The organism is Corynebacterium aquatimens (genome assembly GCF_030408395.1).
Classification (GTDB): Bacteria; Actinomycetota; Actinomycetes; order Mycobacteriales; family Mycobacteriaceae; genus Corynebacterium; species Corynebacterium aquatimens.
The window spans coordinates 639,011-665,562 of sequence record NZ_CP046980.1 but is presented as its reverse complement, the minus strand read 5'-3'; the positions used below and the strand labels follow the sequence as shown (position 1 = coordinate 665,562).

General features: G+C 61.2%; 18 protein-coding genes and 2 pseudogenes. 5 read left to right on the top strand and 15 right to left on the bottom strand.

From position 1 onward, the window contains the following. Positions 1-64: 64 nt before the first annotated feature. The 5 genes from nadD to CAQUA_RS03045 form a co-directional block, all read right to left on the bottom strand. The gene (nadD, locus tag CAQUA_RS03065; RefSeq protein WP_196824574.1) at positions 65-667 is read right to left on the bottom strand and encodes a nicotinate-nucleotide adenylyltransferase; all 603 of its coding nucleotides are present in this window, start codon (positions 665-667) and stop codon (positions 65-67) included. Then, positions 652-1,110: a hypothetical protein gene (locus CAQUA_RS03060; protein ID WP_196824575.1), complete on the bottom strand. Its 459-nt coding sequence runs from the start codon at positions 1,108-1,110 to the stop codon at positions 652-654. The genes nadD and CAQUA_RS03060 overlap by 16 nt, the downstream gene beginning before the upstream one ends. 110 nt (positions 1,111-1,220) lie before the next feature. Further along, positions 1,221-2,507 (bottom strand): glutamate-5-semialdehyde dehydrogenase, encoded by a 1,287-nt coding sequence (locus CAQUA_RS03055; RefSeq protein WP_196824576.1) that lies wholly within the window; start codon positions 2,505-2,507, stop codon positions 1,221-1,223. A 115-nt stretch (positions 2,508-2,622) separates the two neighbouring features. Further along, the gene (locus tag CAQUA_RS03050) at positions 2,623-5,019 is read right to left on the bottom strand and encodes an FtsX-like permease family protein (protein ID WP_196824577.1); all 2,397 of its coding nucleotides are present in this window, start codon (positions 5,017-5,019) and stop codon (positions 2,623-2,625) included. A gap of 1 nt (position 5,020) precedes the next feature. Then, complete coding sequence (locus CAQUA_RS03045; protein WP_231375864.1) at positions 5,021-5,596, bottom strand: ABC transporter ATP-binding protein; 576 nt, start codon at positions 5,594-5,596, stop codon at positions 5,021-5,023. 234 nt (positions 5,597-5,830) lie between these two features. Here CAQUA_RS03045 and CAQUA_RS03040 point away from each other — a divergent pair, with 234 nt between their 5' ends. Further along, positions 5,831-7,096 carry a sensor histidine kinase gene (locus CAQUA_RS03040; protein ID WP_196824579.1) on the top strand — a complete coding sequence of 422 codons (1,266 nt, stop codon included), beginning with the start codon at positions 5,831-5,833 and terminating at the stop codon, positions 7,094-7,096. Further along, on the top strand, positions 7,093-7,770 hold the full coding sequence (locus tag CAQUA_RS03035) for a response regulator transcription factor (protein ID WP_196824580.1): 678 nt from the start codon (positions 7,093-7,095) through the stop codon (positions 7,768-7,770). The genes CAQUA_RS03040 and CAQUA_RS03035 overlap by 4 nt, the downstream gene beginning before the upstream one ends. Positions 7,771-7,933: 163 nt before the next feature. On the opposite strand, the pseudogene CAQUA_RS03030 reads toward CAQUA_RS03035, so the two are convergent. The 5 genes and pseudogenes from CAQUA_RS03030 to rplU all read right to left on the bottom strand — a co-directional run. Then, positions 7,934-8,191 (bottom strand): annotated as a pseudogene (locus tag CAQUA_RS03030) (hypothetical protein); the annotation flags it as partial. A gap of 11 nt (positions 8,192-8,202) precedes the next feature. Beyond that, positions 8,203-9,354, bottom strand: coding sequence for a glutamate 5-kinase (proB, locus tag CAQUA_RS03025; protein WP_196824581.1), 1,152 nt, complete (start codon positions 9,352-9,354; stop codon positions 8,203-8,205). 17 nt (positions 9,355-9,371) lie between these two features. Next, positions 9,372-10,874: a GTPase ObgE gene (gene obgE, locus CAQUA_RS03020; protein WP_196824582.1), complete on the bottom strand. Its 1,503-nt coding sequence runs from the start codon at positions 10,872-10,874 to the stop codon at positions 9,372-9,374. Positions 10,875-11,080: 206 nt separating this feature from the next. After that, positions 11,081-11,338: pseudogene (gene rpmA / locus CAQUA_RS03015) on the bottom strand (50S ribosomal protein L27); the annotation flags it as partial. Positions 11,339-11,371: 33 nt separating this feature from the next. Further along, positions 11,372-11,677 carry a 50S ribosomal protein L21 gene (gene rplU / locus CAQUA_RS03010; RefSeq protein WP_196824584.1) on the bottom strand — a complete coding sequence of 102 codons (306 nt, stop codon included), beginning with the start codon at positions 11,675-11,677 and terminating at the stop codon, positions 11,372-11,374. A 340-nt stretch (positions 11,678-12,017) separates the two neighbouring features. On the opposite strand from rplU, the gene CAQUA_RS03005 reads away from it, so the two are divergent. Continuing rightward, positions 12,018-12,467, top strand: a complete 450-nt coding sequence (locus tag CAQUA_RS03005; protein WP_196824585.1) for a hypothetical protein — start codon at positions 12,018-12,020, stop codon at positions 12,465-12,467. Between the two features lie 8 nt (positions 12,468-12,475). Further along, on the top strand, positions 12,476-13,021 hold the full coding sequence (locus tag CAQUA_RS03000; protein WP_196824586.1) for an RNA polymerase sigma factor: 546 nt from the start codon (positions 12,476-12,478) through the stop codon (positions 13,019-13,021). 15 nt (positions 13,022-13,036) lie between these two features. On the opposite strand, the gene CAQUA_RS02995 is transcribed toward CAQUA_RS03000, so the two are convergent. From CAQUA_RS02995 to CAQUA_RS02985, 3 genes are read right to left on the bottom strand one after another with little or no spacing between them, the layout of a single operon-like run. Next, positions 13,037-15,064: an Hsp70 family protein gene (locus CAQUA_RS02995; RefSeq protein WP_196824587.1), complete on the bottom strand. Its 2,028-nt coding sequence runs from the start codon at positions 15,062-15,064 to the stop codon at positions 13,037-13,039. Positions 15,065-15,113: 49 nt separating this feature from the next. Then, positions 15,114-16,574 (bottom strand): dynamin family protein, encoded by a 1,461-nt coding sequence (locus CAQUA_RS02990; RefSeq protein WP_196824588.1) that lies wholly within the window; start codon positions 16,572-16,574, stop codon positions 15,114-15,116. Then, the gene (locus CAQUA_RS02985; RefSeq protein WP_196824589.1) at positions 16,561-18,420 is read right to left on the bottom strand and encodes a dynamin family protein; all 1,860 of its coding nucleotides are present in this window, start codon (positions 18,418-18,420) and stop codon (positions 16,561-16,563) included. The genes CAQUA_RS02990 and CAQUA_RS02985 overlap by 14 nt, the downstream gene beginning before the upstream one ends. Before the next feature lie 266 nt (positions 18,421-18,686). On the opposite strand from CAQUA_RS02985, the gene CAQUA_RS02980 reads away from it, so the two are divergent. After that, the gene (locus CAQUA_RS02980) at positions 18,687-19,967 is read left to right on the top strand and encodes a hypothetical protein (protein WP_196824590.1); all 1,281 of its coding nucleotides are present in this window, start codon (positions 18,687-18,689) and stop codon (positions 19,965-19,967) included. Positions 19,968-20,250: 283 nt separating this feature from the next. Here CAQUA_RS02980 and CAQUA_RS02975 read toward each other — a convergent pair whose 3' ends face one another. Then, a complete protein-coding gene (locus CAQUA_RS02975; protein ID WP_290178661.1) occupies positions 20,251-23,538 on the bottom strand; it encodes a translation initiation factor IF-2 N-terminal domain-containing protein in 3,288 nt (1,095 codons plus the stop codon). Between the two features lie 828 nt (positions 23,539-24,366). Continuing rightward, on the bottom strand, positions 24,367-26,394 hold the full coding sequence (locus CAQUA_RS02970) for an alkaline phosphatase D family protein (protein ID WP_196824591.1): 2,028 nt from the start codon (positions 26,392-26,394) through the stop codon (positions 24,367-24,369). Positions 26,395-26,552 lie beyond the last annotated feature (158 nt).

Sequence of the window (26,552 nt, the reverse complement as noted above, 5' to 3'; positions counted from 1 at the left end):
GAAAAAGCGTGGCATCTCACCCCCAGCGGTCAACTGGGCATGCGCGGTTAAGCGGAAGCTCCCCTTAAGTGTAGAGGGAGTTCTTCGAAATGTATTGGACAACCCCGTCCGGCACTAAGTACCAGACCGGACGGCCGGCTGCGGCGCGGGAGCGGCAATCGGTCGAGGAAATCGCCATCGCCGGGATTTCAATCAAGTGCGTGCGTTCCTGGTGTTGGGCGGGCAGCCCATCCTCACTGAGTTCATAGCCAGGACGGGTCACGCCGACGAACTCCGCCAGATCGAACATCTTCTCCCACTCGTGCCAGGACATGATCGACGCCAACGCGTCAGCACCGGTGATGAAGAAGAGCTGATCGTTTGGGTACTTCTCCGAGAGGTCTTTAAGCGTGTCCACCGTGTACGTCGGCCCAGCCCGGTCAATGTCCACCCGGGAAACATGAAACCGCGGGTTGGAGGCCGTGGCAATCACCGTCATCAGATAGCGGTCTTCGGCGTCGGAGACCTTCTTCCCAGCCTTCTGCCACGGCTGCCCCGTGGGAACGAAGATCACCTCATCCAGGTCGAAGATGTCTGCGACTTCGCTCGCGGCAACAAGGTGACCGTTGTGGATGGGATCGAACGTCCCACCCATAATGCCTATGCGCTTGCTCACTTCACCAGCCATACGCGAAGCAGACCGCTGGGCACCAGAGCCGCGAGGAAGGATCCAATCACGCCCAGCACAGCACCGGTGATCACCAGCGGCCAGAACCATTCCGGCGCGCCATCTGGGTACTTGCCGTTGGAAGACTGCTTGAATTTTTCATCCGCAAACGAGCTTGGGTCTTCAAATGGCGCGAAAAGCTCGGAGGAGTTCTTGAACGGGTAGAACTCGCGGACCGTCTCCTTACAGGGCTCGATCTTGTTACCGTTTTCGTCTAACTCGCATTCCTCTTCCACGCGGGAGGAACCAACCTGCTCCGAGGAATTGCCCTTCTCAAACTTGAAGCTGGACGGCGGGTTCTGCTCCCCTGCGGGTGCTTCTTCCGCGTGCACAGCGGTCGCGGAAGTCAAAGTCAGCATCGCAGCGAGTGAAGCCGCTGCGATGGAACGGCGGGAGACGCGCATAACAAGTCCTTCCAAGCTATACGACAGGCGACTCAAAAACGCTTCTAAGGCTACCGTGACGCGATTATGTGGTCAACGACTTCATTGCGTGGGCGTAGGTCATGGGGACTCTACGGCCGCGTCTGGCCTGTGCCTTCCAGAATCCACTTCGTGCTGGTCAGCTCCGGCAACGCCATGGGGCCGCGGGCGTGGAGTTTTTGGGTAGAGATCCCGATCTCCGCGCCCATTCCGAACTGCTCGCCGTCGGTGAATGCCGTAGATGCGTTGAGCATCACTGCCGCCGCATCAACGCGATCCGCGAACTCCTGCAGCGTCGCCGCGTTGGTCGATGCAATAGCCTCAGTGTGCTTCGTCGACCACTGCGCAATGTGTTCGACGGCACCGTCCACACCGTCGACGACAGCGACAGCAATGTCCATTGACAGGTACTCATCGCGCCAATCCTCTTCCGTCGCCGGCACAACGTCAACGGCGCCGAAGGCCCCAAGCACCTCGACGTCCCCGTGGACCGTCACGCCCGCGTCCTGAAGAGAGGTGAGGATGCGCAGCTTCGCTTCGTCGCTAAGCGACGCATCAATGAGCGCCGTCTCCGTCGCGTTGCAGACCGACACCCTGCGGGTCTTGCCGTTGAGCAGCAGCGCGATGGCCTCATCAAGATCCGCGTCCTTGTCGATGTAGAAGTGGCACTTGCCCGTTCCCGTCTCAATCGCAGGCACGGTCGCGTTAGTCACCACCGTCTCAATCAAACGCGCACCTCCGCGCGGGATCACCACGTCTACCAAACCGCGCGCGGTAATCAGATCCTTCACCGAATCGTGGGTCTCACAGGGCAAAAGCTGCACGATGTCGCGCGACAACCCGTGGCTCTGCGCGACGTCTTGCAGGATGTTCACCAGCGCCTCGTTGGAGCGGCGCGCCGACTTCGAGCCGCGCAGCAGCGCGACATTGCCGGACTTCAGCGCTAAACCGAAAGCATCAACAGTCACGTTCGGACGTGCCTCGTACACCATGCCCATCACGCCCAGCGGGACGCGGACCTGCTTCATCTTGATGCCGTTGGGCATGTTCGACCCACGCAGCACCTGACCCACCGGATCCGTCAGCGCAGCAACCTGGCGCAATCCGGCAGCGATCCCCTCGATGCGTGCCGTATCAAGACTAAGCCTGTCAATCAGCGCCTCATCCAACCCAGCCGCACGACCAGCGGCGATGTCTTCGGCATTCGCTGCCAAAATCTCGTCGCTACGCGCGATCAGCGCATCAGCCGCGGCGAGCAGCAACGCATCCTTCGCCGGCGTGGGCAACACAGCAAGTTGCGGTGCAACGGCCTTGGCCGCGCGTGCTTTGGTGAGGACTTCTTCGCGCTCTTCAGCTCGTGCGCCAGTGATCTCGCTCATGCCCGCATATTCTACCGAGTAAACATCGTTCCGAAGTCAACACCCCCCTGTTGCGACCTGCGGTTTTGTAGCTGGCCAGTTCTTCGGAACGATATTTTGTGGCCGGGCGTATGCTTCACTTCCCTAGTGCCGCAACAGGCGGGATATGTGCCGCCCGCCGTGCTGGCAGTAGCGCCGCCAGAACGCAGGCAACCATGAGGCCCGCCAACACCACGGTCAGAGCGAGCCAAGGGATGTCAATGAGAACGTGTAGCTGCTCGCCGCCAAGCAACGCGTGGGAGGCGCTCACTCCAAACACGATGCCAAACCCTACCCCGAGGACCCCAGCCGCACCAGCTAGCAGAAGTGTTTCGGTGAGGATCATTTCCACGAGCTGTCTTCTTAGGGCACCTAACGCGCGCAGCAACCCGAACTCCCGAGTTCGTTCCGTGACCGACAAGGCAACTGCATTGGATAAACCCACAACTGATATGAGTAAGGCTACGGCAATGAACGCAATAGCAATATTGATGTAGCCTCCAATTTCCTTATTCAGCTGTTGTCTTTGCAGTGCTGGGCTACTGAGAGCTGCGACACCAGGGATTCCCGCCACCGTGTCCATGCCGTTGAGCGTGTCAACGTCTGGCGCTAATGCCACCCATACATCCTGCGACACCCCAGCCAATTCATTGAGGTCGGCACGGTTCATAATGCCGAGCATGGGTGCCCCGTCGATGACCATCACGGTGAATGTGCGCTCGTACCCATCCTGTTTCAGGGTCACCATGACCGGCCCCTCTCCCCTGGTTGTATCGGGGGTTGGCGGAAGAATGATCGTTCCCGGGTCCGGTTCAGGAATATGCGATTCCGTGGTGAGCACGTTCAAAAACTCCGGGGTCCACCCCACGACGTTGAGAGGGTTGCTATTCGTGGCAAATTCAGCGTCGAGCATGACGCCCGCAACCGGGGTGGCCGCAGTCACATCTGAAAGTCGGTTAATCCGGTCGGCCAAGCGCTTCGGATCATCATCAGGCGTGACAAACACATCCGTGGGTGTCGAGCCGTCGACTGCCTCTGTCAGAGTGGACTGTGCGGTGGCTCCGCCAATCAGTAACGTCGTGAGCAGCGTGGTGCCTAGCCACACTGCAACTGCTGTGGCACCCGACCTGGCGGGGTTGCGTTTGAGCTGCTCATCGGCATTTTTTGTTCGGGAGCCACCGAGCGCACCCAACACGCCCGCAACCCAGGTGAACACCGGCGCCGCGGCCAGTACTAAGCCACCGCAGGCGATAACCACCCCTAGGATGACGAGATACAGTGACTTCGATACACCCCCGGCTATCGCCGCGGCGATTCCAATAACAATGAGGCCGAGACCGATCGCTACGTGGACCCGTCGCGAGCGCTGTGTTCTTGCCGAGTCCGGATCTGCCTGGCGCAGTGCTTCGATCGGCGCGATTTTAGCTGCCCGCCGCGCGGGACGAACCGCTGCGAGGACGCTGGGTAACACTCCGGCTGCAAGGCCCAGCGCGAAGAGTCTGCCCCAGAATCCGGGATGTGCGGCCGCCGTCGGCACACCCCCCAGGACAACCACACCAATGGCAGCACCGAGCGCAATTCCACCCGTTGCACCGAGTGCGCCAACGAACACTGCATTGATGACGGTGCGGACGAATACCTGTCGGCGCAAGGCACCAATGCACCGCAACAAGGCAATCTCGCGGGTACTGCGGGCCAGCTGAAGTTTGTAGGTGTTTCCCACCACGACCAGTGCAGCCAAGATCGACACTCCCGTGAGCAACCCCAAGACGAGCATGACGGTGCGCGCTCCGGTAGCGAACTTCGAGGCGTTAGCGGCTGCGTACTCGTCGACCGATTGCACGGCCCAAGAATCCCGTTGCGCTGTGGCTGCATCGTTGATCTCCGCGCGCACCGTAGTACTGTCACCATCTGCACTCACCAAGAGTCTTGAGCTCCCCTCTATGCCAAGGAGGCGCTGCGCCGCTGGGAACGAGCAGATCAATGTCGGTAGATCCGGTGTCTCAGTTGCACCCAGCTCAGCGGTAGCAGTGCCCACTATGGTGATCTTCTCCACGTTCCCTTTTTGCCCTTCAACAGCAATCTCGGCGCCGGTCACGTAACGCGTCGGTAAATCGGGAACCATAACGAGGAGGGCTTCATTGTCGCCTGCCGGCAAGCGGCCGTCGACAAGGTCGTAGCCGGTGGCGTCGATGAGCGATTGCACTCCAACCGCCGCGCCAAGTTCGTCGTCCGCGACCCCAACCCCGAAGACCTGCTCTTTGACACCTGTCACCCCGGGAACCGAACGGATTCGGTGCGCGAGCGAAGCGGGGATGGTGGCTCCCGAACTGTCACCAGTAACCACGACGGATGCGTCAGGAACGGATACGCGCACAGCGCGTTCAAGGTGATCTTTCACGCTGGCTTGCAGGAAGAAGGCGAAACTGACCAAGGCAGTAGCAAACAACACCGCAATGGTCGCCGCCGGTGAGAGGCGTGATGTTTTGCGCATGCTATCTCACCAGTTGCCTGTCGGAGTCGCGGACGATGCGGCCGTCACTGAACTCGATGAGTCGATCAGACCACTGGGCGACTGCCGGATCATGCGTCACCATGATGAGCGTTTGGCCAAGCTCATCAGTGCACTTCCGCAAGAATCGCAGAAGGGTCTCGCTGGTGTCCTGGTCGAGCGCTCCTGTTGGTTCATCGGCGAAAATGATGTCCGGCCGTGTGATCAACGCTCGAGCAATCGCGGCGCGCTGCTGCTGACCTCCCGAAAGCTCTGCTGGACGGTGGGAGAGACGGTCACGCAAGCCGAGCATGTCCACCACATGACCAAACCATGCGTCATCGATTTTCTTCCTGCCCATCGCCAACGGTAGGGCGATATTGTCGCGGGCCGTCATCGTCGGCAAAAGGTTGAAGGCTTGGAAAATAAACCCGATGCGCTCGCGGCGGGTGAGCGTGAGATCGTCATCGGACATGGCGCTTAGCTCGTCTCCCCGTAAGAACACGCGACCCGAGTCCACCGAATCAAGTCCCGCAGCACACTGCAACAGCGTCGATTTCCCAGAACCCGACGGGCCCATGATGGCGACGAATTGTCCCCGGGGAATCTCGAGGCTTACCCGGTCAAGAGCGCGAACACTGTTTTCTCCTGTGCCGAAAGTTTTCTCTAGGTTTTCGATGCGCAACAAGGGATGGTGTGACATGACCTGTAGTGTCCCGTGTACGCGATCGCTTCCGCATCGTTCCCTGGTACATGTTCGTGGTCTACCCCAGGAGGATGTGAGAAATGCAGTTTGGTGAGGATGATTCAGGTTATGGCTGACAATCAGGGAACGTTCGGGCAGCGCCTCGGGCATGCTCTTGAACAGCAGTTGGACGACCGCCCCTTGATGTGGGGCGCCGCGGCGGCACTCATTTTGTTTCCGAACACGTTGTTAGGGGCTTTGAGGTTGTATCCCGCGCCCGAGGAATGGCCGAATGTGCTTCTTGCAATGGCATTCGTAACGCCCTTGGTGTTCGTCTTTGCCAAGCCTGAACTCACTATGTTCCTGAGCGTACCGCCGGCCGTCGTCCAGGGGTGCATTTCCTACGAGCTCACCTTCGGAAACGTTGTCCCCCTACTGGGCCTTTGCGCAATTGCCGCTCTACGACAGTGGAGGCCCACTGTCTGTTGGGCATGCGCCACACTGCTGGCCTTTGCCGCGCACAGATGGGCGTCGCGGTTAAAATATTGGCTAGCTTTAGACCCCGCCGAACGTGCCCCAAAAACAGTCGTCGACTGGACCACCGATGTATTTCCGGAGCTGATAGCGTGGGTCGTTCCGGTTGGCTTCGCTGCCCTGCTCGGCCGGGTGGTTCAGATGCAAAAACAGCGCTTCTTAGTCGAAAGACAAAAAGCTGCGCAGCTCGAGCGCGATCGCGCACTGACTATGGAACTAGCGATCGCGCAAGAGCGGTCCCGTATCGCTGCTGATGTGCACGACATTCTCGCTCATTCCCTCGCAGTCATTGCAGTGCAGACAGACGCCGCAGCACACCTACTCAAGCACGACCCCGCCGCTGCCTCATCGGCTCGCGAAGCGGTCGAAGCAGCTCACGACGCTGCGGTCATCGCTCTGCGCGAAACCCGCACGCTAGCTCATGCCATCGACTCGCCCGTAGAAGAGCACGCTCCCCAACCCACGCTTGGGCAGCTGCCGGACCTAGTGCGTTCCTGTGATCCGACGGGCGCGCGCTTCAACCTGGTCAGTGAGGTTGACCTCGACCGGGTTGAGCTCGGCCCCTCTTCCCACGTCGCGCTCTACCGCATCGTTCAGGAAGCGCTGACCAATGTGTTGCGCCACGCCAGCGAGGATGCCCGCGCCCAGGTAGTGGTGAGCGAGGTTCCTGGCCACCTGCGCGTTGAGATTCTCAACGACGGACCGACCATAAGCATTGACGATTCGCGTGGCAATGGTTTGTCGAACATGGCACAACGCGCCCGCAGCGTGGGCGGCGAGTACGCAGCTGGTCCGCGCCCAGGAGGCGGGTTTGCGGTGGTGGCCCAGGTTCCCTTCCTCGCGAGTGAGGTGGCACCATGAGCGGCGCAATTCGCGTGATGCTTATCGACGATCAGGAGCTCGTCCGCACCGGCTTCCGCCTGGTTCTTAGCACTGAGCCTGATATTGACGTCGTTGCCGAAGCCGAGGATGGTGCCGCGGCGTTGGAATTACTGCGGTCCGGCATCGAAGTAGACGTGTGCTGCATGGACGTTCGTATGCCTCGCATGAACGGCATCGACGCAACCAGAGTCATCGTGGCCGAAGAACACACAACAAAAGTGCTCATCCTGACCACTTTTGATCACGACGAGTACGTCTACGAGGCACTCGCAGCCGGGGCATCGGGGTTCTTGCTTAAAGACTGTGGTGCGCAAGACCTCATAGCAGGGATCCGGACAATCGCATTCGGTAACGCGATGCTGGCCCCTACAGCCACGGCACGCCTCGTGGAGCGCTTCCGCCCGCACATGAAAGCGCCAAGCCCGAGTGCTCGAGCGGAGGCGTTGTCAAACGATCTGTCCCCTCGCGAGATCGAAGTGCTCACCGCTATCGGGCAAGGAATGTCGAATCAGGAGATTGCCGCCTCGCTGTTTATGGCGGAGACAACCGTGAAAAGTTATGTGGGACGTCTCTTGACCAAGCTCGATGCGCGCGACCGGGTACACCTTGTCATCATCGCCTATGACGCGGGACTAGCTGTGCCGAAAAAGTAGGCTACATAGAACACGAGATGAGTAACCGCGGCCGGGGATTTTAAAACGCTACGCGTTTCCCTACTGAGTTTGAATTCGTGCATTCTTAACGTCCTCTAGGTACGTATCGAAATCCAACGGATCGCCAAAGCCACTTTCGAGACCTTTTTCAATAGCGAGCCGTAGCCCAGTACTGCGACACAACGATGCCAGCCTCAATTGTCTTGCCCAGACCGACCTCGTCAGCAAGGATGACGCCCTTCTGGAAGGGCGTGTTCAGGGCGAAAAGTGCGGCATCAATCTGGTGAGGTTTCGGCTCAACTTGGGCATCGAACAGCAAGCCCACGAGTTTTCCGACATGGTCGTTCGCATGGGAACGCTCAAGCTCATTGGCAAAGAACTTGGCTTGGTAAGAAGTAAGTGCACTGCGTTGAGTTGACATATCGGTGCCGCCTAAAGGCGCGAGGCGAAGTTCGACAAATAGTCCGCGTGAACAACCGCGCGGCGTTGGTGCTCAGGCAAGTCCTCCGTTCGCTTGCCCACCATCGTCCCAAGTTCGCGGGCGGAGTACGTAGTCAGTCCGCGGCCGACCGCTTGGCCCTTGGGGCCAAGAATCTCGACGATATCGCCGGCATGAAAATCGCCCTCGGTGTCGGTGATTCCCACCGCCAGCAGCGAGGTGCCGCCGCGCGTCACCGCGTCGACCGCGCCCTGATCGAGCCGCAGGACGCCTTCCGCATCCGCCGCGTACAGGGCCCAGAACTTCCACGCTGAAAGTTTCGATTCAGGCCGAGTGTGGAACACGGTGCCCACCGATGCGTCGTGTAGCGCTTGGGTGATGTTGTCTGCCGATGTGAGAAGCACCGGCACCCCGCCGCGCGCGGCCAGCCTGGCAGCGGAGACCTTCGCGGCCATCCCGCCTGTGCCCAACGCGCCGCCGTCGCCAGCAGTGACGGCATCTAAGTCCTTGCCGGAGCGGACCTCGTCGATGAATTTCGCGCCCGGTTCGGCCGGGTTTTTGTCATACAACCCATCCACATCGGACAGCAACACCAGCGCATCCGCAGCGATCAACGTGGACACAATCGCCGATAGTCGGTCGTTGTCGCCGAAGCGCATCTCCGACGTTGCCACGGTGTCGTTTTCATTGACGATGGGAACGACACCAAGCTGCCTTAACCGGTCAATCGTGCGTTGCGCGTTGCGGGCCCGCTCACGCATGCCCGCGTCCGCCTGGGTGAGAAGCACCTGGCCAATCGTGCGGCCATAGCGGGCAAACGACGCTGCCCACGCCTGAGCTAGGTGTACTTGGCCCACCGATGCCGCCGCCTGTTTCGTTGCCAAATCCTGCGGACGCAGTTTCAGCCCCAGCGGTTCCATGCCCGCCGCAATAGCACCTGAGGACACAACCACCACGTCGCTGCCGCGGGCCATCCGCGCCTCAAGCGCGTCCACGATCACGTCAATCCGGTCTTGGCTCACCCGGAAGTCCGGACCCACCAGGGAACTCGTCCCGATCTTGACCACCACACGCTTCGCGGTAGCAATGTGGCTGCGAAGGCGTGAGGATGTGATCGATGCAGGCGTGGCGGACTCAGTGGACATGGTGCTCAAGTGTACGGCTAGCCCTGCCAGCGCTCGGTGTCGGCCTGCGCGTCGTCACCGTAGTCGAACTCGTCGATAAGTCCGCGGCGTGCCTGGGAAGCGCGCTTGCGTTCGGCAGCAGACATGCGGTCTGAACCACCAAACCGCGCGTCCTGGCCGCGGCCAGCCATCGTGGGGTCGCCACCGATAGACGGCTCCCAATCGAAGGAAATCTCGCCGATGGTCACCGTGTCGCCCTCATTGGCGCCGAGTTTGCGCAGTTGATCCTCCACGCCAGCCTTGTTCAAGCGGTCAGAAAGGTAGCCTACGGCCTCATCATTTTCAAAGTCGGTCTGGCGGATCCAGCGTTGTGCCTTCTCCCCCGTCACCAGCCAGCCACCTTCGAATTCGGGGTCTGGCACAACAAGCACGCCATCATCATGCTTATCGACGGCCTGTGGCCTAATGACCTGCACGCTAGCGCTCGCCACGGTCTTCGGGCGCGACCGGCGAGCTCGTTTCACGATCTCCCACAGGGCCCACTTCAAGTCATTGAGCCCTTCGTGCGTGGCCGTGGAAATGGCGTAAATCGGCCATCCGAAACGCTCGCTGAGATCATCGTGGAGGAATTCGGCGAGCTCTTTGGCATCGGGAATATCGACCTTGTTCAGCACGATCACGCGCGGGCGCTCGCGTAGATCGCCCAAGCCCGAGTCCATCTCTAGTTGGTCGGCATAGGCATCAAGTTCGGATTCGAGAGCCTCAATGTCAGAAATCGGGTCCCGGCCCGGTTCCATCGAGGCGGTGTCCACCACGTGCACCAACACCGCGGTGCGCTCAATGTGGCGAAGGAAATCCAAGCCAAGGCCCTTGCCCTCACTTGCCCCGGGGATCAGGCCGGGGACGTCCGCGATGGTAAACGTGTCATGCCCCACGTCCACCACACCAAGGTTCGGCTGCAACGTGGTGAACGGGTAGTCCGCGATTTTCGGTTTAGCAGCGGACAGCACAGAAACCAAGGACGATTTGCCTGCCGAGGGGAAGCCAACAAGGCCCACATCCGCCATGGACTTCAGTTCCAATATCAGGTCGTGCGCCTGTCCCGGTTCGCCTTTCAGCGCAAAACCTGGCGCTTTGCGCTTCGCGGTAGCCAACGCCGCGTTACCCAAACCACCAAAGCCGCCTTCCGCCGCGACAAAACGAGTGCCCACCTCCGTGAGGTCAGCCAAAATCTCGCCGTCAGCAGAGCGAACCACTGTTCCAACGGGCACCGGCAGCACCAAGTCTTGGCCGCGCGCGCCGTTTCGGTGATCCCCTTCTCCGTTTCCACCGCGTTCGGATTTCAGGTGGGGACGGAACTTGAAGTCCAGCAGGGTGTGTACTTGGGGCGAGACTTCCAAAATGATGTCTCCCCCGTGGCCCCCATTGCCGCCGTCAGGCCCGCCGAGTGGCTTGAACTTTTCGCGGTGCACCGAGGTACAGCCGTGGCCGCCGTCACCCGCTTGGAGGTGTAGCACCGCCCGGTCAACAAACTGCGCCATGGCGTTTCCTTTCCGATCTTTCTCACCTAAGGCACCCTTTCTGAAGGGCCCCTTTAGTTTGCAAAAATAATAGCGCCTACCCGGCCGGGGTAAGCGCTAAAAACTGCTCGTCGACAAGCTTAGGCGGTAGCCGTAGCTTCCTCGAGCGTACCTTCCTCAACAACGCCAGCGTTCTCTGCTGCCTCGAGGACCTCAGAAGCAACGCCTGCGCCGTCAGCCGGAACGATGTTCACGATGCGGCGGTTGCGCTTGGTGCCGAATTGAACAGCGCCCGCTGCCAGAGCGAACAACGTGTCATCGCCGCCACGGCCGACATTGTCGCCCGGGTGGAACTTGGTGCCGCGCTGGCGAACGATGATCTCGCCGGCCTTAACCTGCTGGCCGCCGAAGCGCTTCACGCCGAGGCGCTTGGACTCCGAGTCACGGCCGTTGGAGGAGCTGGATGCACCTTTCTTGTGTGCCATTGTGAATTCTCCTTAAGTGAAGTCTTGCGGGGTTTACTTGATACCGGTGATCTTGATGGTGGTCTGCGGCTGGCGGTGGCCAATGCGACGCTTGTAACCGGTCTTGTTCTTGTACTTCATGATGTTGATCTTCGGGCCCTTACCGTGCTCGACGATCTCCGCGGAGACGTTCACCTTAGCCAGGTCGTCTGCGCTGGACGTGACGTTTGCGCCGTCGACGACAAGCACCGGGGTGAGCTCAACTTTGCTGCCAGCTTCACCCTCGAGCTTCTCGACGCGGAGCAGGTCGCCTTCAGCGACCTTGTACTGCTTGCCGCCGGTTTTGACGATCGCGTACATAAGAGGGCTACCCCTTTACTCATCGTGCACAGGATCAGCATGCTTCAACCCCGTGCGTGGACAGTGATTTTCTTAGCGCTTCGGGGCCATATCCAGGCTAGTTTTATCTAGCCCCCACTTCACAATCGCGTGCATGCTCATCGCGGTCTGCGCGGCCCCAAAACAGCGACTGTCAAAGACTACACCGAGCAGGGCTTAAACTCCAAACCGCATTGCACTATCAACCCTGCCATTAAGAGTGCCATCAACTTCCGGGAACCTTTTGCCGTTTTAACGCATTAGACTGGCGGAAGACAAAAGACAGCTATCTACCACTCACAGCTGAAAGGAGGTCGTACCAATGAGCGAGATTACTGACTCTTTCACACTTCCCGCTTTTGAGGATTTGTTCCCCAACAGCCCCATTACCGACGAGGCTTTGAACAGCATGCTCGAGGTCGCGTTCGATCCGGAAACCCCCGATCCGGGAACTGACCTCATTCCCGACCCCGACTCCCTTCTAGTTGATCCGGTCACCGACGACCTCGTCGATCTGGATTCCTTCGCCGAGACCGACGGCGCTGACCTCGCGGGAAGCGACAACAACTTCTTCGCCGAGCACTACCCAGATGGCGAAAGCGACTCCGGGTTGTACTTAGAGGACAGCCCGGCTGGTGACACGGACTTCGGCACCGAGTCTTCCGACGAGTTCGGCGATTATGGATCCGATTATGGCTCCGATTACGGGACCGACTTCGGCACCGACTACGGATCCGACTACGGCACCGACGACCCGCTCGCAGGATTCTAGGAGGCAACGTGGACCGCGCAACGGAACTCGAACTCGTCGAGCGGGCTCAAGCTGGGGACCAGAAGGCCTTCGCCGCCCTCATCCGCGAGGCGCATCGCCGGATGTGGGCGGTTGCCATCTCTGTTACGGGAAGCGCCCATGATGCGGAAGACGCCATCCAAGACGCGATGATTTCTGCTTGGAAGAACATCAACCGCTTCAAGCCTGAAGCTCGTTTTTCCACGTGGATGTACCGCATCACGTCCAACGCTGCACTGCAGATTCTGCGCAAGCGCCGCGAGATCCCGGACGACCAGACTGGGTACGACGACGTGGATTCTTCTGCCCCCATTTCGCAGGAGGTCACCTCCACCATCGTCGTGCGTGAGGCGCTGAACACGCTTGGCGACGAATTTAGGGAAGCGATCATCCTCCGCGAATACGCCGGGCTGACCTATGACGAGATTGCTGCCCACCAAGAGGTCCCCGTGGCCACGGTGAAAAGCAGGCTGAATCGCGCGCGCACCAAGCTCAAGGAAGCATTGGTGGCCGCTGGCGTTGACTCCCCGCACTAAGGCTTATTGAGAGGCTTATTTGAAACCGTAATCCTTCGCGAAGGTCTCAGCAGTTTTCTCATCGGCGTTGGCTCCGAGTGAGGAAATAACCACCAGTTGCGAATCCTCGTAGTAGGCCATAAACGGAGCTAAGCCTGTTTCACGCTCAACAAAATAAGACTTGTTTCCGTTTCCGCCGAGCTCTTTGAGCGTGACATCGGAAGATTCTTCGGCCTGTTTCATCAGCTCCACTGCATCTTCGCCCACGACGAGATCGATGCCGTACGTCCGGTACCCAGTGGTGGAGACTTCACCAACGTTGCAGCCGTTCAAAGTAATGGAGGACTTAGCCCACTTCAGATACCCACCAGCGATGTCGTTAGGGGTCTCGGATTTGGTATTGCATTTGCTCAGCGCATCAACAAGCTTCGCTGGCATGACTTTCTCTGCACCCGGGACGAGTTCTTTAAGCGGCACGTAGCCCTCCAAACCCTCAGCGACAGACAGCGCGTTCTTGCTGCCGCCCTTATTAGAGTCGCCGTCATTTCCGGAGTCGCTGTCGTTGCCACCGGTGCCGTTGTCGCCGCCGTTGGAATCTCCGCCGTCTGCGGTGTTTGAGGTGTCACCGCCGTTATCGCCGCCGTCCCCACCGGAGAGAGCAACCCAGGAGATACCGCCGATTACCAGGGCAGCTGCAGCCGCGAGGCCGATGAACAACGGCGCCTTGGACTTCTTGTTCGCTCCCATTGAAGGGCTGCTCGACGGCGTAGAACCGTTCTGGCTGGCGGTGCTCGGCGCGCCAGCAGAAGCTGCACGGTACTGGGGCGCTGCCTCTTGGAACTGCTGCGTGTGCTGCGTTTGCGGAGTGTGCTGCGTCTGCGGAGCCGGTTGCGGCTGCTGCGCGAACTGCGCTGTCTCCTGCTGCGCGGGCTGGTGGTGGGAAGGTTGCTGGAACTGCGGGGCGTGGCCGCCGGTGGCTGGTTCGCTGAAGCCGGGGAGGGTTGCTGCGACTGCGCCGCGGGCAACCACGGTCTTCGGATCGTCTAAGTTGGTCACGCGGCCAACGCGGCCAAGCTGCTCATGGACGTACGGGATGCGGGAGGATCCACCGGTTAGGAAGATCGGGGTGTCGGAGCTGCTCACGCCAGCTTGCCGCAAAACGGCCTCGGTCATTTCGGCAGCGCGTTGAATGGGCTGGGAAATGATGGTGATGAACTCATCGCGGGTGATCAAAACGTCATGCTCGCCGCTCGGGGAGGAAATGGTGATCGTCGCCGAAGACGTATCGGACAGCATTTCCTTGGCTTCGCGGATGTTCTCCTGCAAAGCGTTCATGACAGAGGGGGATGCGGAGCGTAGCTCGTCTGCCAGGTCAGGATCATCGTGGTCGATTTGGTCCACGACCCAGCGGAACAACAGGTTATCGATGGTGCGGCCACCCAAGGAGTTGTCACCCTTGGCCGCAACGACGCGGAAGTCGCCGCCTTGTTCCGCACGCAAAACGGCAATGTCCAGTGTTCCGCCGCCGAAGTCAAAAACGGCGACGTGCTGGCCGGGGTTCATCTGTGCGCTGGACGCGTAGTGGATAGCGGCCGCGCGCGGCTCAGAAATCAAACGCAAAGAGTCGGCCGAGATGCCCGCTGCCTGTGCTGCGTCGATAAGCGTGCCCACGGCGTGGCTGGACCACCGCTCCGGGTGGGTCAACGTCACCGTCGCTGGCTCTTCGCCGGCGTGCTGGGACTTCGCGCGCTGCGCGATCGTGCTGATCACGGACGAAATAATGGTTGTGGTTTTTACGTCATCTCCCTCAAGCTGGACGGTGTCATGGTCAATGAACCGCTTCGGGGACAGCACCAAACGGGAGGGATCGCGCCGGCCCTCACGCAACGCGGCATCACCAGTGAGGACGCCACGGCCATCGCTCTCCACGTAGACGGCAGAGGGCATCAGGTTGGACCGGTGGCTCAGCGCAATGGTCTCAATCCCACCGCTCGTGGGATTGGTGTGCGCCGCCGCAGAGTTAGACGTACCAAAATCGATGCCAAGGTGCCACGGCGTAGTCATTGGTTGAAAGTCCTTTCGCCAGCGTAATTTTCAGTACAACCTTATCGGTTTAAGCTCCAAGCTGCTTCCAAGCGGCTTGGTAAGCGACGATGAGGCGCTCGCGGGCTTCATCTTCCGCGGCAGACAGTGGGGTCATTGCCAGCTCACGCATGACGCCGAGTTCCCGTCGTAAAGCCTCCTGCACGGCCTGCGGCGGAGCAGACGGATCCACGCCCGCGGTTTCCGCGGGGATCGTTGCCTGGATGGCGGCGCTGATACGGGGAACAAGCTGTGAATCCGGGGACGACGCCACGGTGCGGATGAAACTGCGGTACAACAACACCCGTTCCATAGCGGGTTGTGAGAGCAAAACGGACATCACCCACCGCACATGATCACGGGCTGCTGGGTTGCTCTCTAGGTCCTCGAGAACGTCTACCACCCGCACCGCGCGTTGCAGCATCGCGTAATACGGCATGTCCTGGGTGATGATTTCGGTCAGGCGATCAATGCCGGAGGTTTGCCTCATCCACTCCATGAGCCCCGTCGGCCCGCCCTCCGCTGCGGCGCGGCGCCCGTACATGAGCCCGTACTCCCCCACCACGTCAAGCAGTTCGTCGCGCTCAGCGGCGCTGAAACCCTCCACCACGCGGGAGGGATCGCCCACCTCAATGAAGTCCAATAATGTCGCGCGGTCCAACGGTGCCAAGGCCGCGAGCTGCCGCACTGTCTCCCCGCGCACCCTGCCGGTGAGCGCGGATTCCGCCAAAAGACCCGACAGCGGGACCATCACGCCAACACTTCCCTTGAGCTGCTGGGCAATCCGCCCCGCGTACGTCGCAGCCTGCTGAAGCGGGTCCACAGGCCCAAAGGCACCTGCGCCAAAAGAGTCCGCGCGCGACACCACACCGATCGTGGTCAGCGGCGTCATCTGCAAGTCGGCGAGGAAGGTCCGCTCATCATCGCGGGGCGCTGAATCCGACAAGAACACCACACCATCCGCCCAGGAACTGGCCCGTTTGGTGTCTTTCGCGCCGTCGATAAGCGTGCGTCGCGTGCGCGCCTCATTTTCAACGGTGAGCGTCGCGGTACCGGGGGTGTCGATGATACCCAGCGTGCGCAATCGCGCGATGGGGACGAACTGACGGACAAAGTCCACCTCGTCCAGCGGCCGCGGAAGCTCCTTCAACACGCCGCCGGTCAACGGAATAGTCTCCGTCGCCTCGTCGAGGCCCACGACCTCCGCACGCGCGGGCGCTCCTTCCTCATACACGCTGACCGCCATGGTGCATTCCAGCGACCCTGTCGCCGCGATGTGCGTCTCCGTCAGCGCGTTGACCAGAGTGGATTTGCCTGACTTGAGCCGGCCGATGATGGCCACACGCATCGGGCGGTTGACCAATTGCGCGAGCTCATTCGCGGGCCCAGCCAACGCGGGGCCACCGCTGCCCAGCGCTTCTACAGCTTGTTGCAGCAGCCGCGCGAGATCGTTCGAGCGTTCTTGCTGAAGCTGACGCTTATCCGCGACCATGGGCCGCACCTCCCTGCGCCGTGATGTTGTCCCGCCCACCGGCACGAAGGCGGGCGGCGTGCTGGCTGAGTTCCTCGATCGTCGCACTCACAATGGCGTGGTTCTTCTGCAACCTGGTGACCTTCTGCTTCCGCTCAGATTCGGACTCGCGCGCGGCATTGCGCGCCTGCGTGATGTGCTCTTGGACCGTCTTGGTGCGCTGGCGCAACTGAGCACGGTAGCGCAACACCATCTCCGTTCGCGCAGCAGTGATCATCGTGTCCAGCATGCGCACCGTCGTACTCCGGGTGGTTTGCGTAATTTCCCGCAGCCACTGAATCAGGTGCGTTTTGCCGTTGCGCAACGCGCGGAAGCCCATGTGCACACCCACCCACATCGCGCCGGCCAACGGGGCAAACGGAATGATCACCGCCAGCATCGTGGAACCAATCACGCCAACGGACACCATCGATGGGTCGAAGATGTCCTTCGTCTTCTTTTCCACGTCACGGCCGGTCACGTCTTCCGGGGCGATGGACAGCACCGCCGCCTGCGTCACCGCGTGGACGGTGTCCGGTTGATTTGGGAACAGCTGCACCGCGCGCTCTTGCAGCCCGTCGAACTGCCGGGCCAGCGTCACGCGCATTGTTTCGGTCAGCTCCGCCTCAATCTGGCTTGTGAAGACCTGCGGCTTAGAGCGCAACACCCGCATCCCGTCGTTATTAATACGGTGCGTCCAGTTGTTGCGCAGCTGCTCCACCTGGCTGTCCAAGTCTTCCGTGATGCGGTTGCGCATGAGCTGAATATCGCGCGCAAGCAGCTGCTCCCACTCGGCGGCGTGCTCTTTGAGGTTCTCCAACTCACGGTACTCGGCTTCAAGCTTGTCCACGCTCTCATTGGGTTGCGCGACCAGCTCAAGGTCCTGATCGATCTCCTTGCGGATGCCCGCGAGCGTTGCGGCAATACTGTCCAGGCCGCTGATCATGCCCATCGTCTCCGGATCTTTCAGCACGCCTTTTAGTTGCGCGCGCAGCTCCGTGATCCCGCTGCGTCGCTCAATCTCTGCTCTTCGCGCAGGATCCGCTTCATCAATCGCGTCCAGCGCCCGCAGGCTCGACACCCCCACGACAGGCACGTCCGCCCCAAGGTTTTCTCGAATCAGCCGGCGGTCATCTTCCACGATCGCCTTCCACCGACGGACGTTCTTATCGGTCTTTGTCACCGCAACGACGACGGCGCCCACGCGTGCGCGGGCGGCATCAAGAATCTCCATCTCCGGCTTGGTGATCGGCGTCGACGCATCACACACCATCAGCAGCACGCCCGCCTCGTGGGCCTCATTAAACGCCGCGCGCACCGCGTACTCATCCAAGCCACCAACGCCTGGCGTATCGACGACCGTCATCCCCGCCAAATCGGCATTCTCCAGCTGAACTTCAGCGGCGGACACCAAATCATTGTCATCCGAACCCGTGCCCCCGCCGGAAATCCCGTCGATAGTGACGTAGTCCCCGAGCTGCTCCGGCGATACTTCAAGCCTCTCTTCCCCACGCACAACCTCCACCCGCGGGGTGGCTGATCCTTCACCCGGCGCGGCTAGCGCCACCCTGATCGGCGCAGACGTCGACGTGAGCACATCCACAGGCAACAACCCACGCTTACCGACGAGAGCATTGACCAACGACGACTTCCCCCGCTTTATCTCCCCCACAACAACCACGGATCCGGTGCGGAAACGTGCTCCCACGAGGGACTGCGCCAAGTCAGCCGATTGCGTCTTACCGTATCTGCGCGCGATATCTGCGGCGCGGTCGAGCGATTGCCGCGCCGTGCGCTGCGGTCCGGTGCTTTGGGTATTCGCGCTCATGCCCTCCGATTTAATCATGGCTTTCGCGCCACTATCCGCTAATGCATGACCAAAGTTCACGTTTTTTCCCGGCCACTCCTTTCTTTTCTTGGCGCCAATACGCAGGGCGTTCACCTAAGGTTTACGATTTCCTGACCAAAACGTTTCAATATTTTCCAACCGCCCGGGGAACCTTGCACCTAGGTTGGGCATTACACAAGTGACCGACACCACAGACGGTACGGAAAAGACACACAGCAGATACAAGCGATACAAGGAGAAAAACAATGTCAGGCGAAAACAACACCAACCAGAACACCAACCCGAACACCACCGCTACTTCTAACCAGAACGACCAGTTCAAGTTCGACGCACCGAACGGCGAGTCCTACACCGGCGACATCACCGCACAGATGGATACCAACAGTGACGGCCAAGTTGACACCTACATGGTGGACATGGACGGCGACGGAGTTGCTGACACCCGAGTCACCGACCGCGACGGCAACGCCCGCGCAGAGCGAATCGAGTTTGACACCGACGGCGACGGCGCAACGGACATCGTCTACGAAGACACCAACCGCGATGGGAACACCGAAACCATCCACGCCGACACCACTGGCGACGGCCGACTGGACACCATCATCCGCGACACCGATGATGACGGCAAGATCAACTCCGTAGAGTTCGACACCAACGGCGACGGCAACTACGACGTCCGAGTCTCTGACACCGACCGCGACGGCAAGGCAGACATGGCCAGCTACGACACCGACGGCGACGGCAAGTCCGACTACTACGAGTACGACTTCGACGGCGACGGCGTCACCGACTCCACCAGCGGTGAGGGCCGCCCGAACGCCGACCAGAGGGCCTTCGGCGAAGACTTGGCCGGCTCCGGCTCCGGCTCCGCTGCCCCCGCCCCAGAGTCCGCCGCACCAGAGTCCGCCGCACCGGAATCCGCTGCCCCCAAGTCCGCAGCGCCCGAAGGCTCCACCCCGGAAAGCTCCACCCCAGAATCTTCCCCGAGCGACCCAGCAGGCGACCCAGGCGACACTGCAACCGACACAGCTCCCGCCCCTGAGTCCGCAGGCTCCTCCGATGCCGGCTCCCGCTCCGACGTCAGCCTTGATGAGTACTCCGCTGACTCCGGCCAGGCTGCTGCCGCACCGCACCCGAACGGTGGCGTCGAGGTTGACCTGGACGGTGACGGCTACGGCGACGCGATCATCTTCGACACCAACAACGATGGCCGCATCGACGCCATGGAGATCGACACCGATGGCGATGGCCTCACCGACATGCTGCTGGTAGACACCGACCACGATGGCCGCGTCAACGAGGAGCACCAGGACCTCGACGGCGACGGAATGACCGATGTCGCACTGGTGGACGTCGACGGCGACGGCTACGGCGACTACGAGCTCACCGACAACGACGGCGACGGCTACTACGACCAGGAGACCTCCATCACCACCGATAACCAGGCCATGGAGTTCCCCACCACTGACGAGCTGGACATGAACGACCTCGACGGCTCCGACATGGGCGGCACCGACTTCGCCTAAACCCCAACCGCGCGCCGCCCCCTCAGGCCCAACCAGAGCGCGCCACCCCTTAAGCAAAAATCCGACAACGCCCCGGCTACCGGCAGAATCCCCGCCAAGTGCCGGGGCGTTACTGGGTCGTGTAGATCCGTTCCGTTTTTCGCCCGCAAACCCGCAGGCCGCGACCCGCAGATTTCCCTACGGATCTACAGCTCTACAGCACCCCTCGCCGGACGGCGCAAACGGGGTCGCGCCGGGCCGCGCTGCGCCACCGGCCCAGGAGCAACGAAGAACGGGGTTTCTGCTAGCCTCGCGTGCGGCGTGCAGCCCTGCGGCGCCCCTTCGCGCGAGTCGCAGTGCCATCCCCGCTGCCAACTGGGTCTTCAGCCTCAGTACCGCGAGTCTCACCCGCCGTCTCACTGGCAGTCTCAGCGTCGGTCTCATCTGCAGACGATTGAGCCGGCGCGGATTCGCTAGACGAATTAGCCCGCTTCGACGCTGCCCTCCTCCGCTTCGGCTTCGATGCAGGCACAGCATCTCCGTCTTCCGCCGATTCAGAGCCGGCGCTGGCGGACTCGGTCTTGGAGCCTGAGCCCGAGTCTGAACCTGAGTCAGGGCCCGAGCCAGAACTAGTGGTCTTTCGCGTTGCACGGCGGCGACCACGTGTGGACCGTTTCGTGCTACTCGTTCGTGCAGAATCGTGGTCGTCAGACTTGTCGGCCGAAGCATCAACCGGCTCGGCTGGCTCACCGTCAGCGTCTTTGTTGGAAGTCGCAGCTGGTTCGAAGTCCTCCGGGCGCGGTGCGTGATCCGAGCGGGAATTGCCACGGGTCTTGCGCTTGCGGCGCGGGGAGTTCTCAAATTCCTCGAGCGCTTCTTCGTAGGTCTGAGCAGGTGCAGACCCAGCATCAGCTTGGGCCGTGTCCGCCTGCGCGGCGTCCGCTGAAGCGGCATCCTCCGGTGCGCCCTGTGCCGGAGCATCCTCCTGCTCATCCTGAGCTGAGGTGCGGCCCTTACCCCGTCCGGAGCCACGACGCCCACGGCGGCGGGAAGCACGACGGCGGGTGCTGGGCTGGCCTTCCCCAGTTTCAGCGTTGTCAGTGTCATCGTTGTCAGTGCCAGCGTTGTCAGTTTCAGCGCCGGACTCGCTGCCGTCGGCGGAATCCGGATCAGAATCGGCATCAGGATCCGCGATAACTGCATCGATGAGGTCAGCCACATCGACGGCGTCGCGTTCGACTTCGTCCCGGGAAGCGTCGGCATTGTCGTCAACCGACTCGTGCGCCGGTGTGGCGGAGGAATCGTCGGCCGAATCAGCGGCAGTCTCACCGCGGTGCTTCTTCATCGCTAGTGCAGCTGGGTGCGCGCCGGGATTCTTCGCCGGGCTGCGGCGTTTCTTGGAACGACGGTCATCGTCGTCGTCGATAAGCGAATGCTCTACTGGGTCCGACGTGATGTGGAGGCCGCGGCCGTCGCAGCATTCGCACTTCGTGGAGAAGCTCTCCAGCAGGCCCGCGCCGATGCGCTTGCGGGTGAGCTGGACCAAGCCTAGCGACGTGACCTCGGAGACCTCGAAGCGCGTGCGGTCGCGCGTCAGTGCCTCGTTCAAGCGGCGGAGCACCAGGTCTTGGTTTTCGGGGAGGATCATGTCGATGAAGTCGACGATGATCATGCCGCCGATGTCACGCAGACGCAGCATGCGAACGATTTCCTCGGCTGCCTCGATGTTGTTCGCCGTGACCGTTTGTTCAAGCGAGCCGCCGTCGCCGGTGAAGCGGCCGGTGTTGACGTCAATCACCGTCATCGCCTCGGTCTTGTCGATCACCAGCGAACCGCCGGACGGCAGCGGAACCACGCGCTGCAGCGCGGTCGCGAGCTGCCCGTCGATGTCATACAGCGCGAACGCGTCCTTGCCATCGTTGTTTTGGCGGTCGCTCGCGGAGAATTTCTCCACGCGGTCCAGCAGATCCGGTGCCACGGATTCGACGTACTTGTGGACTGTGTTCCACGGCTTGGTGCCATCAACAATGAGCTTGGAGAAGTCCTCGTTGAACATGTCGCGAACAACCTTGACCAGCAGGTCCGGCTCTTCGTACAGAGTGACCGGCTTGGCACCCCGGCCCTTCTTTTTCTTCTCCGCGGTCTCAACAATGGTGTCCCACTGCGTGTGCAGTCGGTTAACGTCCGCGGCGATCGCTTCCTCCGGCACGCCCTCGGCGGCGGTGCGGATGATCGTGCCGCCCTCATTGCCAGCGACGCGGCCCAGAATCTCTTTCAAACGCTTGCGCTCCGGCGCGGGCAACTTGCGCGAAATTCCCGCAGTGCGTCCGCCTGGGACGTACACCAGGTAGCGACCAGCCAGCGAAATCTGCGTGGTCAGACGCGCACCCTTGTGGCCGATCGGGTCCTTGGTTACCTGCACGAGCACCTGGTCGCCGTTCTTCAGCGCCTGCTCAATCTTGCGGGAGCGCCCACCAAGCCCCGCGGCCTTCCAGTCGACTTCACCCGCGTAAAGCACGCCGTTGCGGCCCAGCCCGATGTCGATGAACGCGGCCTCCATGCTCGGCAGCACGTTTTGGACACGCCCAAGGTAGATGTTGCCAATGATGGACGCATTCTGGTCGCTGGTGACAAAGTGCTCCACCAGCTTGCCGTCTTCCAGCACACCCACTTCGGTGATGGTGCCCGCCCCGTCGTGACGCGCGCGCTCACGCACCACCATCGTGCGCTCAATCGCCTCGCGACGCGCCAAAAACTCCCGCTGGGACACAATCCGCGAGCGCTTCTTGTCCTCGTCGCGACGCTCCGTGCGGCGCCGGCGCTGCGCCTCCAACCGCGAGGAGCCCTTGATCGCCTTCGGTTCCTCAATGACCTCAACGGGTTCGTCGTTAGCCCGGCGCGCGCCCGAAGAGCTAGACGCTTGACGACGACCCGACGCCCGCCTCGTACCCCCACGCCGCTTACCGCCACGCGAACCGCCCTCGGTCGCATCTGCCGACTCGGTGGTTGCATCCTCCGCTAACGAGTCATCATCAAAGGAGTCAAGCTGATCACCTGCATCATTGCGCTCCGACGCGCTGGATTCAGATGTCCTCGACGCCCGGCGACGCGTTGACCGCGGCGCGGCCTTGAAAATCGGCGCATACGCCTCCGCCGCCGCTTCAGTGTCATCCTCAGGCAACGGCGTGATCTCCGGCGCCACATCCGTGAGCAAATCATCGCTTTCAGCTGGCACGAGCTCCTTCAGCACGTCCTCCAGCGCAGCACCCACCGCAGCCACGCTCGCATCATCCGCTTCATCCGCTTCCTGGGGTGCTTCCTGGGGCGCTTCCTGGGCCACTTCGTCTTGGACCTCCACCGGTTCCGCAGGCTCAGCCTGCGCAGTGGCACCTTCGATGTGGTCCAGCACGCGCTCGGCTTCCTCACGCGTCAGCGCCGATTGCGCGACCTTTTTCAGATCAAGCTCGCTTAGCTTAACTACGAGCTCCTTCGACGTCATCCCCAGCATCTTCGCCAGAGCGAACACGCGGATCTTGTCGCCGATTTCATTCCGGTCGACTGTTTCGGTTGTAGGGTTAGTGCCCTGAGCCACGACTATCTCCTGTTATGCGGCGGGACCGATGCCACGGTCGGGCGCTGGCACCGACCACGTCCACGTGGTGTAAGTGTCGCCGCCGCACAACCGCAGGAAGTCCCGCATGGGTGTAAAAGCTTCACAGCACGAAAAAATTCGCGCTGGCTCCATTCTTTCACAACCCGGCCCTTTCGCGGCGTGAAGGGGCGCATCGATTCCCCCAACAGCGCCCACCCAGCACAGAGACCCGCGGTCCCCCGCGTCCCGTCCCACCGCATACCCCGCGTCCCGCCCCACGGGCACCCCTTCGCCTTCCCCGCGGCACCCTCCCGCATCCCCCGCGGCACCCTCCCGCATCCTCCGCATCCCGTCCCACGGGCACCCCTTCGCCCTTCCCCTTTGAGTGGCCACACCACTCAAGGAAATGGCGAAGCCGCGACCTGCGGGTTTCCGCAACAACTATCGTTGAGTGGCCGCACCACTCAAGACCGCAGAATCCCGGCCCTCGTTGACTTGAGTGGCCACACCACTCAAGGAAATAGCTGAGCCGCGACCTGCGGGTTTCCGCGACAACTATCGTTGAGTGGCCGCACCACTCAAGACGCAAAATCCCGGCTCTCGTTGACTTGAGTGGCCACACCACTCAAGGAAATAGCTGAGCCGCGACCTGCGCGTTTCCGTGACAACTATCGTTGAGTGGCCGCACGACTCAAGACGCAAAATCCCGGCCCTCGTTCAAAGGGCCGGGATTGGTGGCTCAAACGCTCGTGCGCGGTGCAGCGTCAGGGTGTCCGTGGCGCTGCTTTGGTGGGGCAGCCTTGGAGGGGCTGCCAGAGTGGCGCTGGCTTACTGACGCTTGGAAGAGCCAGACGACAGGCCCTTCGGCTTGTTGTCCTCGTTGATGAGGAAGCCAGCGCTAATGTTCTTGCCCTTAGCCTTTGCTGCCTCAGCCGGGCTCCACGTGCGGGTGGTGCCAAGGTAGGAGGAAGCGTTCGGGTCCTCCACGTTGCGGACGCGGTGGAAGTCCATCTGGACCTGGCCTTCCGTCACGGTTGCGACAGCGAAGCCGTGGGAGTCGAAGTCCATGTGGTTAACCCACGGGTTGATGGAGCGGATAGCAGCCTCAACCAGGTGGGAGATGCGGCTGTCCTCGTTGAAGTACACACCCAGGGTCTCAGTGAGGACTTCGTCCAAGTTCGGTGCGGAGATGGACGTGGTGACGAGCTCGCAGGCAATCTCTTCACCCCTGTGGTGGATGGACATTGCCCACTCGGAGTGAATGTCACCGGTGATGAACAGCGTGTTCGTGCCTTCTTGCTTCTTGTCGTACACAGCGTCAAGGATGCGGGTACGGTCCGCGCGGTAGCCATCCCACTGGTCGGTGTTACCCACCATGCCACCCAGTGCCTTGTCGGTCCCGTCTGCGGCGGTCGGGCTCTCGCCGGTCTTTGGCCTGAGGCCGAGCTGGTTTGCGAAACCAACAGACAGAGCCTCGTTCGCCGCTTTGTTTTCCTTGGAGGTCTCCGGCAGACGCACGAGCTCGAACGGAGCGATCATGACGGAGTTACCCATCACATTCCACTTCGCCTCCGAGGACTCGATCTCATCCTTGGCCCACTTGTACTGCTCCTGGCCAAGCATAGTGCGGTACTTGCTGTCGATGGCGTAAGCCTCGCCGACTGAGTCGAGCTCCTCACCCAGAACCACGTCGCGGTAAGAGCGGAGGTCCATCACAATGAGCTTGACCAAGTCGCCGAATTCGAAGGAGCGGTACAGTACTGGCTCCGTCTTCGGCTCGATATCCACGGTGCCGTTGATGTCCTTGTTTGCCTCAACCGTCGCAGCAATCTCGATCTCCTTGCCGGTTTCACGCACTGGCATCCAGTCGAAGTAGGTCTTGTGGCCAGCCCACATGCGCTTACCCCAAGAGATCTTGTCTGCCTTGTAGACGCGCGACTTGTACTTGTAGTCCTTAACCGTGTGGTTGAAGGCACCCAAGCGCCAGGAGTTGTCACCAGTCTCGTGGTCGTCCCAGATGCAGACCCACGGTGCAGCTGCGTGCGCAGCCTGGAGGAACTTGTCCTCGCGGTAACGGCCGTAGCGCTCGCGGTAGTCCTTCAGCTCGAGGATCTCGTGGTCCGGCAGCGTTGGGCGAGAAACGCCAGACTTACCGCAGTATTCACCGGACGCGTACTCGTAGATGTAGTCACCCAGGAAGGCGACGACATCGATCTCGCCCGCGTAAGCCTGACGCGCCATCTCCTTGTACGCGGAGAAGAAACCACACTCGAAGTTCGCGCAGGAAGCAACAGCAATCTTCATCTCTTTGAAGGAAGAGTCACCCTTAGCGGCGGCAGTCTTGGTGCGGCCGGTCGGCGACACGTAGGTCGTTCCTTGGTCGGACCAAGCCTTGTCGGTGTCCTCCCAGACGAAGCGGTAGTAGTAGATCGAATTTGCCTCGAGGCCTGTAGCTTCAACCTTCACCGTGAAGTCGCGGCCTTTTTCAGCCGTGGCTGTGCCACGACCCACCACGTTGCCGAAGCCTTCGTCGGTAGCAATCTCCCAGGCGACCTCCTGGTCCTTACCAACCTCTGCGCCCGGCATGGATTTCTCGCTCTGGGTCAGGCGGGTCCAGATGATGACGCTGTCCGACATCGGGTCGCCGGACGCAACACCGTGCATGAACGGCTCAGGGGTTGCCAGGACATACTTCGGCAGGTTGGCCTGACCAGGGCGGTGCTTAACAGGGAGGAACTGGGACGCCTGCTCACCTTTATCGGAAGCAGCATTAGCAACACCAGCGGCGGCGACACCAGCAGCAGTCGCTGCGGTACCGGCAAGGAATGTACGACGAGGAAGGTTGTTTGAAGCCATGCATACACCTTCGGACCGGGCAGTCATTCGCGCAACCGGAATAAGTGACAAAGTAACAGAATTCTAAAGCTGTTCACGCGGCGTTAACCGTGACTCATACCTTCGATCGATCCCGCGAAGGCGGATGTTGGTGGCGCTCATGGGGCAGTTGGCGCAGC